Below are 12118 nucleotides of genomic sequence, written 5' to 3' on the forward strand. Positions count from 1 at the left end.
CCTTCAGATCCCATTATAGCAGGCTTGCACCAGGCGTGCCGCGATTGAATTGAGCGGTAGAATCTCGGCCGCCGCCCCGATCGCCGCCGCGGCCTTGGGCATGCCGTAAACCGCGCTGGTGGCTTCGTCCTGCGCAATCGTCAGGTGCCCCTTGTCGCGCAGCGACTTCAGTCCCTTGGCGCCATCGCGCCCCATCCCGGACAGAAGGACGGCGACGACAGGCCCGCGCCAGCGCTGCGCCACGCTCTCGAAGAACACGTCGACCGAGGGACGATAGTGATTGTTGCGCGGATCGGACGTATAGCCCAGTTCGCCCGTCGGCCTGTAGACGAGGTGATCATTCGTCGCGGCGACGAGGACCGTTCCCGCCTCCGGGACGTCGCCCTCGACCGCGGCGCGGATGGGCAGCGCCGTGTGCTGGCCGAGCCAGTGCACCAGGCCGGGAACGAACTGGGCGTCCAGATGCTGGATCACGACGACCGCGGCCGGGAGGTCTCCCGGCAGCTTGCCGAGCACGCCGGCGACGGCGGCCGGGCCGCCGGCCGAGGCGCCGATCCCGATCAGCCGCTGCGCCGCCGGAGCCTGCACGGCCGCCGCCTTGCGCCGCGTGAGGGAACTGTCCTGGATGAGCCGCGCAATATTGGCGATCTTGGCCAGGAAGGGCTGCGTCCTGGCGGATCTCGCCCCGTCGGACGCCATCGTCGGAACTTCGACCGCGTCGAGCGCGCCATAGCCCATGGCGTCATAGACCTCGGGCACATTGGCATCGATGCTGGCGGTCACCACCAGGATCGGGCACGGGGTCGCCGCCATGATCCGGCGCGTCGCCTCGACGCCGTTCATCTCCGGCATGGTCAGATCCATCAGCACGAGGTCCGGCAGATCCAGCGCGCAGGCCTCGACGGCTTCGCGCCCGTTCGTCGCGACCCATGCGACCTGATGGGCCGGCACGGCGGCGAGGGTGCGGCGAAGCATTTCGACCGCCATGGGCAGATCGTTGACGATGCCGATCCTCATGATCGCCGGTCCCCAGAGCACGTCATTCGTCGGCTTCCCCGATCAGGTCGGCGACGGCCCGCACCAGCGTCTCGTCATGGAAGCTGCCCTTGGCCAGGTAATAGTCGGCGCCGGCATCGAGGCCGCGGCGGCGATCCTCCTCCCGGTCCTTGTAGGAAACGATCATGACGGGTATCCCGCCGAGGCGCACGTCGTTCTTGATCAGCGTGACGAGCTCGATGCCGTCCATGCGCGGCATGTCGACATCGGTGACCACCAGGTCGAACGGATCGGAGCGGACCGCGTTCCATCCGTCCATGCCGTCGACCGCCACCTCGACATGATAGCCGTGGTGATCGAGCAGTTTGCGCTCGAGTTCGCGCACGGTGAGCGAATCGTCGACCACCAGCACGCGCTTGCGCCGTTTGCGGTCCGCGGTGTCCGCGGCCCGCCCGAGCGCGCGCAGACGCCCGGACGAAGCGAGCTTCTCGACCGAGCGGATGAGATCGTCGACGTCGAGGATGAGCACCGGCGAGCCGTCATCCATCAGGGCCGCGGCACTGACGTCCTTGACCTTGCCCAGGCGCGGGTCGAGCGGCTGCACGACCAGTTCCCGCTCCCCGGCGAAACGATCGACGATCACGCCGTAGCTCCGCTCGCGCTCGCCGATGACGACGACGGGAAACTCGCCTCCGGCCGGCTTCCATTCAGCCCGCTCCAGCACGTCATGCGCGGTGATCAGGCCGATCTGCCGGCCGTCGAACCGAAAATGCGGACGCCCTTCGACCAATTCGACGCGCTCACGCGGCAATCTGAGGGCTCGCGCGATGCCCACCAGCGGAAACGCGTAGAGTTCGCCGTCGATCTCCGCCAGCAGCGTGCGCACCACCGAGAGGGTGAGGGGCAGTTCGAGCTGGAAGGAGGTCCCGACACCAGCCGCAGAGGATACCCTGACGAGCCCACCGACCTGCCTGGCCATGTCCCTGACGGCATCCAGGCCGACACCGCGGCCGGAGATGTCGCTGACCGTCGTCTTCAGCGAGAAGCCCGGCAGAAACAGGAATTCGAGCAGTTCCTCCTCGCTGAGGCTGCCGATGGCTTCCGGGCTGGCGAGCCGGCGGCTGCCGATCTGCCGGCGCAGGACGTCGAGGTCGACGCCCCTGCCGTCGTCGGAGACGATGATCTGCAGCCGGCCCGCGCTATGCCGCGCCTCGATCCGGACGGTGGCCTCCTCCGGCTTGCCGGCCGCGATGCGTTCCCCCGGCGTCTCCAGGCCGTGATCGACGGCATTGCGCAGGAGATGCCCGAGCGGCGCATCGAGCTGGTCCAGGATGTCGCGGTCGATGCTCGTCGACCCGCCCACGATCTCCAGCCGCGCGATCTTGCCGAGCGCCAGGCCGAGATCGCGCACCATGCGCGAATAATGCTTCACGCCGTCCTCGAGCGGCCCCATCCGGCTGGCCAGCGTCTCGTCGTAGAGCCGGTTGGCGAGGTCGGTGACGCGCCTGTCGATGCTGTCCAGCTCGCCGAGCCGTTGCGCGAGGAATTCCTGCATCGCCGCCAGCTTCTGCCCGGCGTCGGCGAGCGCCGGCGCGACGCGCTCGTCATTGCCCGGCTGCGGCAGCTCTGAACGCAGGGCGTCGAAGGATCTGGCGAGATCGGTCTGCAGGCGCTTGAGCCGGACGAGGCCGCCGGCGAAGGGCTTCAGCCGCCGCGCCTCGATCAACGCCTCGCCGGCGAGCCCGAGCAGCCGGTTGAGGCTGCCGGCCGTCAGGCGCACGATGCGGTCGGGGCCGCCGGCAACGGCCGCCGTGAAGGCCGGCTCCATCGGCTGCGGCGTCTGCATGGCGGGCGCCCGGACGGGCACCGGCCCGCCCTCCACGGGCTCCGGGGCCTCCTCCGCCGGGTCAGGCGCCGACGCGTCCGCCAGCGCCTTCAGGAATTTCGCGATCGCGGGCGCGGTCTGGTCGGTGCCGCCCTCGGGTTGCGCGGCGATCGCCGCCAGCAGATCGACGCCGCCGAAAAGGGCGCTGATATGCGCCCGCTGCAGCCGCACCTGCCCGCGCTGGGCGGCGACGAAACATTCCTCCATCGCATGCGTGACGGTGACCGCCGGGGTGAGGTCGATGATGCGCGCGGCGCCCTTCAGCGAGTGGGCGGCCCGCATGCAGGCTTCGAGGTGATCGGCCGCCATGGGCTGGCGCTCCAGCGCGAGAAGTCCCGCGGTCAGCGCGTGGGACTGGGTCTCGAGCTCGGCTCGAAACAGGTCCAGCATCGAGAACTGGCTGAAATCCTCCCCGCTCATGCGAGGCTCCGATCCAGCATCTCCAGCACCATCGCTCCATCGAGGCAGCCGATCGTCCGCTCTTGCCAGGCCAGCATGGAGGTGGTGAAGGCCGAGGCCGCCAGCCCGATCGTCGCCGGCACGGCCTGGACGGCGCTGCGGTCGTAGCGGTGAACGCCATGCACCTCGTCGGCGGCGAAGACGAGACGCCTGTCCTTTCTCCCGATCACGACGAGGCGCCGCATGCCGTCTCCCCGTCCGGTCCGGGGCGCCGCCCCGTCCTGCCCGACATGGAGCAATTCGTGGAGCGACACGCAGACGAGCAACTCGCCGCGGATGTTGACGAGGCCGAGCACGACGGCGTCGCGGCGGTGGGGAAGCGAGTGGATCGGCCTCGGCTCGACGACGTCATGGAAGATGTCCGTCGGCAGCGCCAGCCATTCCTCGCCGAGGCGGAAGACCATCACCGTCCCCGCTTTTTCCCAAGCGGCTTCCCGTTCCTCCGCACTGCGTTCGCTGCGCCCGAAATGCTTTGCCCATTCCTCACGATAACCGGGCGGAAGGGGACGGTCGAGCAGGTTGCGCGCCGTCTGCGCCGCCGCCTCGCCGTTCTGCCCGGCGCCCGGATGCGCGGGGGAGGACTCGCGGCGTTCGCCCTGGGCTGAGGAGGCCATTACCGACCGCTCCCTTTCTCGATTCTGGCCAGCCGCCCGCCAAGAGCCTTGGCACCGGCGACGTCACCCTGCCTGCGCAGCAGCAAAGCAAGATGGGAAAGCGTCTCGGGATGATCGGGTGCCAGATACAAAGCCTTCCGATAACAGCCGATCGCCTCGGATGCCGCACCGCTGGCATCATGGACCAGCCCCATGAGGTAGAAAAGCTCCGGCGAGGGGCCGAATTCCGCAAGATGGGCCGCGGCGGCCTGCTTGGCCTCGCCGATCCTCCCGCTGTCGGCGGCCTGCTGCAGCGCGGCGAGGCTGGCGGCCCCGCGCTCGGACGCCGGGGCGGCGCCTTCGCCCGGCGCCGTCGTCGCCGCGGCGGCCTGCGGGCGGACCCTGTCCACCGCCGGCGCGAGCTTGCGCCGGGGCGGGCCGGGCGGCATGGCGGGTTTGCGGGCCGGCGGGGGCACGGCCGCCGGGGGCTGTTCGGCCTTGCGGAAGGCGAAAGCCCTGGGGGCCCGGAGGGAGACATAGCCGGAACCGGCAGGAAGGCCGGATTCGCCGGGCCCGACCAGCAGGAGGCCGCCGGGCGCCAGCCATCCGCCGAGGCGGTGCAAGGCGCGGTCCTGCGTCTGGCGGTCGAAATAGATCAGTAGGTTGCGGCAGAAGACGGCGTCATAGGCGTTCGGCCCGGCCGCCGGCGTCCATTCGAAGAGATTGGCGCGCGTGAAGGAGACCTGCGCACGCACCTTCGCGCTCAGCTGCGCGCCGGATCCGACCTGCTCGAAATAGCGGTCGCGAAAGCCCAGATCCGCGCCGCGGAACGAGTTGCGGCCATAGACAGCCCGTTCCGCCTTCATGAGGCTCTGCGCGCTGACGTCGACGGCGTCGATCCTGAAGTCCTGCGGGCCGAAGCCGGCATCGAAGAGGGACATGGCGATCGAGAACGGTTCCTCCCCGGTCGAGCAGGGCAGGCTCAGGAGACGGCTGGGACGGCCGGCCCGCGCCGCGGCGCGAAGATGGCCGGCAACGGCGGCGAAGGCCTCCCGGTCACGGAAGAACCACGTCTCCGGAATGACGATCGCATCGATCAGCGCCTGCCGCTCATCGCCGGACGTCGTCAGGTGCTCCCAATAGAGGCCGGCGTCGGCGATGCCGCAGGCGCTCATGCGCTGCCTCACGGCATGGTCGATCACGCCGGTGCCGACCGTCTCGACATGCAGCCCGATCGCTTCCTTGAGGAACTGCTCCAGCGCGGCGATCATCAGGATGCCGCCGCGATCTGCTGAAACAGGGCCTCGCGGATGTCCGCCGGCAGCAGATCCTCGACGCGGACGCGCTGGATGATGCCGAGATCGTCGGTGGCGACGGGGCCGAGATAGGGCGGCGTGCCCGCATCGATGCCGGACGGCCCAAAATCGGCGGCGTCACGGGCCAGGATATCGGTGGCGCGCTCGACGACGAGGCCGAGCAGTCGGGGCGAGGCCGTGCCGGAAGGGTAGCGCAGGAGGGCGATGCGCGTGCTCATCACCGCGGCCGAGGGCCGCCCGAGCGCCAGCATGGCGAGGTCGATCAGCGGCACGGGCTTGCCGTGATAGTTGATCGCGCCGGCCACCCCCGCCGGCGCGCCCGGAATGGCCTTGGCCGCCACATAAGGCAGGACTTCCTCGATCTGCGCGACATCGAGGACATAGCGGTCCCTGTCCAGGTGGAACATCAGGAAGAGCATCGTTCCTCCGGCGGCAGGATGAATCGGGTCACGCCCTGAGCTTGAAGCGCGAGATGCTGGTGCGCAGCCCGCTGGAGACCTGGTTCAGTTCGTCGATGGCAAGCGTCGACTGCTGGAGGGATTCGACCGTCTGCTGCGCGGCCTCGCTCAACTGGCCGAGGGCCTCGCTGATCTGCACCGCGCCCGCCGCCTGGGCCTGCATGCCTTCGTTCGCCGCCTCGAACCGCGGCACCACGTCTTGAACCTGTTCGATGATCTCCGACAGCCGGCCGCCGACTTCCTGGACCTCCGACATGCCGCGGCGGACCTGCTCGGAAAACTTGTCCATGCCCATCACGCCGGCGGCGACCGCCGACTGGATGTCCCTGACCATCTGCTCGATATCGTAGGTCGAGGCGGCGGTCTGGTCGGCGAGGCGGCGGATTTCCGTGGCGACGACGGCGAAGCCGCGCCCATATTGCCCGGCCTTCTCCGCCTCGATGGCGGCGTTCAGGGACAGGAGATTGGTCTGGTCGGCCACCTTGGTGATGGTCGTGACCATCTGGTTGATGGTGCCGGCCTTCTCGCTGAGGATGGCGAGCTTGGCGTTGATGGCGGCTGCGGCGTCGACGACGTGGCGCATGGTGGTCTCCATGCGCGCCAGGCCCGCCTGGCCTCCGCCGGCCAGCGTGGCCGTCTGTTCCGCCACGGCGGAGACGTCGTTCATGGAACGGGCGAGTTCGTTCGACGTCGCCGCGATCTCCTTGGCCGTCGCGCCGATCTCCGTGGTCGTCGCCGCGATCTCGTGCGCCGTCGCCTGCTGCTCCTTCGAGGTGGCCGCGACTTCGGTGATCGAGGTGTTGACCTGGATGCTCGATTTCTGCACCTGTCCGATCAGGCCGGTGAGATCGTCGGCCATGGCATTGAACCCGGCGCCCAGCGTGCTGAACTCGTCCTGCCGCTCCAGATGGAGGCGCGCGCTGAAATCGCCCTGCCGCATCGTCTCGACGGCGCCGAGCAGCCGGCCCAGCGGGATCATCACGGCACGGAAGAGGAGATATCCGAACAGGCAGGAGAGGGCGACGGCGGCGAGGAAGCCGATGCCGAGCCCGGTCTCGGCCGAACGGACGACAGTCACGATGCGCCGGGTCGACGTGTCGGCCTCGCCCTTGTTGAACTCGAACATCGTCGCGAGCGCTGCCTGGATCCTGGTGAAGACCGGCTTTGGCCCGTTCCTTACGTCGGCGCGGACATCCGCAACCGCGCCGGACGCATCGCTGGCGCGGCCGCGCTGAAGGACGGCCTCTTCGGCCGAAGACAGCTGACCGACGAGGTCGTGCACCGCATCGTAATTTCTCTGGTCTTCCTCCGTATCGATCGTCGTCTTGTATTTGGCGAGGCGCTGGTCGAGGTCGCCGAGGGTGATCTTGATCTCGCTTTCGACGCGGGCCCGATCGGACGGATTGTCCTGCAGCGCAAACTCCTCGATCAGGCTGTAGGAGTTCATCGCGGCGTTCTGCATTTGCGCGCTGAAGTAGAGAGCAGGCCCGGTGCTGAACCCAATGGTCTTGGCTTCACGCTCGATCTCGGCGAGCCAGAGATGGACAACGGCAGCCATGATCGAAATGATCACCAGCACAGCAAAAAAACTCAGCAATATACGGTTTCTGATCGTTAATTTCTTCATATCGCGCGCTTCCCTCCGGGTTACACCCTTGCAGGCTTATTCATTTCGTCGGGCATGGTTCGAGATCGGGCAGAATCAGAACAGGCTTGCGCCGAATCGATCAGTAGCGAAGACTGACAGTCACTGCTTTCCTTTTATTGAAGATCTGCCGCTGCGGATGTGATTTTGCTGGGATGCAATTCTTGAGCGGCCGCCGCGAGGCGCGCCCGACGGCTTCCGTCGCGACGAGCCGCAGCAGGCCGGCCGGCGAAGGCCGCTGCCCCCTCCTCTATCTGGACATCACGGACCTGCTTTCGCATTTGCGCCTGACCCGGGCGGTTTCCGGCATCCAGCGCGTTCAATGCGAGCTGATTCGCCATCTGGAGAGCCCGCCCCAGGGGCCCGAAGTCGCGTTCACGGTTTTCGGCGAGGGCGGTCTGCGTATGGTCGCAAAGCCCCAATTGCTGGGGATCGTCGACCGGATCGGCGCCGGATCCGCTTCGAAGCTGCGCAGCCGGATCCGGACTGTGCTGGAAGGCACCGTGCCCGTGACGGTCCGTCCCGGCGATCTCTTCCTGGCAACCGGGGCCTTCTGGACGGTCGCCGGCGTAGGACGGCTCGTCGGGCAGCTCCGGGATTGCGGCGTCACGCTCGGGGTGTTCCTCCACGACATCCTGCCGATATCCCGCCCCGAATATTTCGAGGAGAATACCGGCAATAGGCTGGTGAGGCCGCTCGTGGAAGTCCTGGCCCTCGCCGACTTCGTCATGACGTCCTCCAATTACAACAGGGAGGCGCTGGCCGCCTATCGTCGGGAACGCGACCTCCCTTCGATCCCGATCCATGTCGTCCCGCTCGGACATGACCTGCCGAAGCGACCGGGCCGCGGGACCGAGGCCGGCGACGCCGTGGCGGCTCTCCTGCGTTCGCCGTTCGTCCTCTGCGTCGGCACCCTCGAGGTTCGCAAGAACCTGCCTTATCTCTTCAACATCTGGAAGCTGATGGCCGACGCCGGCCGCCCCTCAATCCCCACTTTGGTGCTCGCCCGACGCAAGGGCTGGCTGGTCGACGACATCCTGCGCCAGATCGAGGCCTGCAGCCATCTCGACGGCCGGATCGTCCTCCTGCACGACCTGTCCGACCGGGCGCTGGACCTGCTCTATCGCCATTGCCTCCTGACGATATTCCCCAGCTTCGACGAAGGCTGGGGCCTGCCGGTCGGGGAGAGCCTGGCCCATGGCAAGATCTGCCTGGCTTCGGCCGCCGGCGGCGTGCCCGAGGTCGGCGGCGCTTTCGCCGATTACATCGATCCCTACAACGTCCGGGACGGATATGCCCGGCTCGTCCGCTATCTGGACGAGCCTGAACGGCGGGCGGAGCGCGAAATGGAGATCGCCGAACGGTTCCCGCTCCGGTCCTGGCGGAACTGTGCCGCCGCGATCATGCTCGGGGTGACGGCCGAGCTGCAGGCACCGCCGAAGCCATCGCTCTCCCCTTCGGCCATCTCGCTGCCGCCCAACATATTCCTGCAGATCGGCAGGCGGGTGGACGGCAGCGCCCGCGAAGCGGTCCTCGGGCATCTGTCGGGCGATGCGGCCTGCGTGTCGGGATGGGGCGTCCCCCAGGCGGCCGGCATCGCCGCTTCCGCTCCTCTCTCCGTCCTGCGGTTCCGAGCAGGCCGGGCGCCCCGTGCCACGGTGGTCATCGTCTTCCGGTTCTCGGCATCGGGCTCGAAGGCGTGCGGGATCGACATGCGCGCCGCATCGGGGGCGCGGCGGCAGGTTGCGATCGAGCCCGGGGCGGACCGGATCGTGACCCTGTCCTGCGAAAGCGAAGAGGACGGCCTGGTCACCGTCTTCCTGCAGACGCCGGACCAGGAGGATGTGCGCTCGCCGCCCCGGCGATCGGCATGGAAGCTGAAGGGATTTCTATACATCCAGCCGAGCGTGCTGGCGGGGGCGCCCTCGGGGGCCGGGCCGCAAGCGAGCGGCGCGCCGGCGACGCCGGCCCCTGCGCCCGGGGCTGCCGATCGGACCTTCGTCGCGGCGGTTTCCTCCTCGGCCCCCGTCCATGGCGTCGGCTCGCTGGCGGCGTTCCTTCGGGTGCCGCATTCGCGATGGCGCTGCGCGAGCGAGGCCACCCTCTATCGCCGCGAGCCGATCTTCGCCGATTCATCCGACCGGCGGCTTTTCCTGACGCGCTATCGCAACGCCGGCAGCGCCCGGCTGGGTGCCGTGCCCGACGACCTCGCGCTTCGCCGCCTGCGTGACCCCTATGTCTCGATGTCGCGGTACACGGAAGGCGCGATCTTCGACGGGTCAGGCTTCGCCAAGGATGCCGGCTATGTCGAGGTCGCGCCGAAGGATGCGCCGTGGCTGACCAGGACCTCCACGGGCATCCGGGTCCGCAAGGAGGCCCTCGCCGAGGCGCCCCCGCTCGACGGCGCGTTCGCCATCTTCTTCAACGGCAATCTGCACAATTACTACCATTGGGTGGCCGAGGGCCTGCTGGCGCTGGACGTGCTGACGCAGACGGTCGGCCAGAGCCTCGGCCTCCGGATCGCGCTGCCGCGCACGATGGACATCGACGCGGCCTTCGACCATCGCGCCTCCCTCGCGGCGCTGGGGTTCGACGCATGGCCTGTCGTCGAGGCCCCGCCTCCGATGGCCCGGGTCGGCGAGGCGGTCTGGCTGGAGAGCCACGACATCATGGAGGGCATCCCCGCCGCCCATGTGAGGCGATTCCAGCGCCGCATCGCCTCCCGATATGCCGAAAGGCGGGGTCCCCGGGACAAGCGCCTTCTCATCAGGCGCCTCGGGCCGACGCGGGCCATCGACAATTTCGAAGCGGTCGAAGCCCTGCTTCGCCCGCGCGGCTTCGAAACGGTCCAGCTCGAGGGAACCGACATCGAGGACCAGATCCTGCTGTTCCAGCGCGCCGAATTCGTGATCGGCGCCCACGGCGCCGGCCTGGCGAACCTGCTTTTCTGCGAGCCCGGCACCAGGGTCATCGAGTTCATGCCGGCCGTGGAGATGCGGCCGTTCTTCTGGCTGATATCCGAAAAACTCGGCCTCCGCCACGCGATGCAATTCTGTACCGGCCTCGAAGGCACGGGGTTCCAGGCCTCCCTCCACGTCGACATCGACAGGCTCCGCACGCTCTACGGGCTGCTCGACGGCGATCGCTGACCTATTCGGGAAGATCGGAAAATTCCGATCGCGACGAGAGCAGGGACCGACGAGACGACGAATGGCGCGTTCGTCGGAAAGGGGCCTGCGACATCCATACGTCGCCTGATCCGCCGAGGGGCCGTTCAGCCAGGCGCAATTCCAGAGCGGCTTTGTCGCGGCGACTCTGATCGGGCGGCGCCAGAAAGACAGGCGCCCAGCAACAAGTCGAATTTCCGCGCGCGCACGCTGTCGCGCATCGAGGCGCACGGCACAGGCCTGCTGGCGACGATCGGCGACGATCCTGTCGCGCGCTGATGAGCGTCATGAACCTCCTGCCGCCGGCGGTTCACGCCTGCGCGGCCGCAGCCCGTCTCAGGGCCATGCCGCGAAAGAGGGCGGCTCGCGTGTCGTGCGCGCGACCGGACCGCGCTGCCGATAGACGCCGGGTGTCACGCCCGACAAGCGCTTGAAGAAGCGGTTGAAATAGCTCGGATCGCGGAAACCGAGGCTGTAGCCGATCTGCTCCACCGACAGGTCCGTCTGCTCGAGACGCGATTGGGCCTCCTCGAGCAGGCGGACATGGATCAGCGCCAAGGGCGTCTCCCGCGTGGCGCGCAGACAGGCGTCGTGGAGATGCGCACGCGTCACGCCGAGCCGGTCGGAATATTCATCGACACTCAGATTCTCGCGATAGTGAAGTTCGATCAGCTGCCGGAACCGCTGGACGGTCGCAACGCCGCTGCCGCGCTGCGTGATGGCCGTTCCGCGGCCCAATGCGCGCCAGAGGTGAAGCAGGACGACGCCGAGATGAAGCGCCATCATGGCGGCACCTCCGGCCTGCGGCTCGCGCGATTCCCGGACGAGCGCGTTGAGCGAGGCCTCGATCTCGGCAAGCTGCGGTGCGATCCGCTCGCCCGGCGCCACCGCCGCCCGTTCCAGCATCGGCCTCAGATGCGCGGCGACCGGGCTGTCGCCGATGACGCGCCAGACGAAATCCTCCGCGATCATCGCCGTGACGCCGTCGCTGCCGGCCTGCAGCCGAAACTCGCCGGCGACCGGCCGCGGCAGCCAGAGCATGGCCGGTGCGAACAGCTCCATCCCATGCCCGTCCACGCTGGTGAAGACCGCGCGGCCATGGGAAACGAAGAAGAGCTGGCAATGGCGACGCCGCTCACGTTCGGCGATCGACCAGCTACGCTCGGCAAGGGCCGTCTCTATTCTCGACGCGATGACGGCTGCGTCGGCGCGCAGGATCCGGTCCGGCTTCGCCAGGGCCGGCGGCGAAGGATAGGAATTGGGCATTGCAGGCGGGCTCCCCCGGAAACATAGCGATTATCCAGGAAAATACCACTTATATCCAGAATAATGCATTCCGCCCACGGTCAGGCTGAGGCTTACTGTCGATCGTCAATCCAGCCAAAGAACTGGATAGTCAGAGGAAACAAGCGATTCGCCTTTCGAGGAGCAAGCGCGAAGCATCGGTTTTTTCGAAACGAAAGAGACTTCCCCGTCGACGTCGCCACGACGCGAACGGTGAACGACGCGAACGGTCGTTTGCAGCCTTTCGACGAGCCTGGAGACATTCACTCTCGGGACCGGATTTCCATGGCCTGTCGTCGGAGGAGGACGCCGTGC

At 68.0% G+C, this 12118-nt stretch carries 9 protein-coding genes; 2 read left to right on the forward strand and 7 right to left on the reverse strand.

The window, feature by feature from the left end:
- Positions 1 to 3 precede the first annotated feature (3 nt).
- Genes J3R73_RS27540 through J3R73_RS27565 form a run of 6 tightly spaced genes read right to left on the reverse strand, consistent with a single transcriptional unit; the run spans position 4 to position 7334 of the window.
- Positions 4 to 1017: a chemotaxis response regulator protein-glutamate methylesterase gene (locus tag J3R73_RS27540; RefSeq protein ID WP_307434885.1), complete on the reverse strand. Its 1014-nt coding sequence runs from the start codon at positions 1015 to 1017 to the stop codon at positions 4 to 6.
- 22 nt (positions 1018 to 1039) lie between these two features.
- Positions 1040 to 3301: a hybrid sensor histidine kinase/response regulator gene (locus J3R73_RS27545; RefSeq protein ID WP_307434888.1), complete on the reverse strand. Its 2262-nt coding sequence runs from the start codon at positions 3299 to 3301 to the stop codon at positions 1040 to 1042.
- A complete protein-coding gene (locus tag J3R73_RS27550) occupies positions 3298 to 3954 on the reverse strand; it encodes a chemotaxis protein CheW (RefSeq protein ID WP_307434890.1) in 657 nt (218 codons plus the stop codon). The genes J3R73_RS27545 and J3R73_RS27550 overlap by 4 nt, the downstream gene beginning before the upstream one ends.
- Positions 3954 to 5204, reverse strand: a complete 1251-nt coding sequence (locus J3R73_RS27555) for a CheR family methyltransferase (protein ID WP_307434893.1) — start codon at positions 5202 to 5204, stop codon at positions 3954 to 3956. Before J3R73_RS27555 ends, J3R73_RS27550 begins: the two co-directional genes overlap by 1 nt.
- Positions 5204 to 5668, reverse strand: a complete 465-nt coding sequence (locus J3R73_RS27560) for a chemotaxis protein CheW (protein ID WP_307434896.1) — start codon at positions 5666 to 5668, stop codon at positions 5204 to 5206. The genes J3R73_RS27555 and J3R73_RS27560 overlap by 1 nt, the downstream gene beginning before the upstream one ends.
- Before the next feature lie 28 nt (positions 5669 to 5696).
- A complete protein-coding gene (locus tag J3R73_RS27565) occupies positions 5697 to 7334 on the reverse strand; it encodes a methyl-accepting chemotaxis protein (RefSeq protein WP_307434900.1) in 1638 nt (545 codons plus the stop codon).
- On the opposite strand from J3R73_RS27565, the gene J3R73_RS27570 reads away from it, so the two are divergent.
- Positions 7264 to 7497 carry a hypothetical protein gene (locus J3R73_RS27570; protein WP_307437845.1) on the forward strand — a complete coding sequence of 78 codons (234 nt, stop codon included), beginning with the start codon at positions 7264 to 7266 and terminating at the stop codon, positions 7495 to 7497. The genes J3R73_RS27565 and J3R73_RS27570 overlap by 71 nt on opposite strands.
- Before the next feature lie 19 nt (positions 7498 to 7516).
- Entirely contained in the window at positions 7517 to 10501 is a 2985-nt protein-coding gene (locus J3R73_RS27575) for a glycosyltransferase 61 family protein (protein WP_307434903.1), read from the forward strand.
- Positions 10502 to 10855: 354 nt separating this feature from the next.
- Here the strand turns inward: J3R73_RS27575 and J3R73_RS27580 are convergent, their stop codons facing one another.
- Positions 10856 to 11785 carry a helix-turn-helix transcriptional regulator gene (locus J3R73_RS27580; protein ID WP_307434912.1) on the reverse strand — a complete coding sequence of 310 codons (930 nt, stop codon included), beginning with the start codon at positions 11783 to 11785 and terminating at the stop codon, positions 10856 to 10858.
- Positions 11786 to 12118: the final 333 nt, after the last annotated feature.

This window comes from Labrys monachus, assembly GCF_030814655.1.
Classification (GTDB): domain Bacteria; phylum Pseudomonadota; class Alphaproteobacteria; order Rhizobiales; family Labraceae; genus Labrys; species Labrys monacha.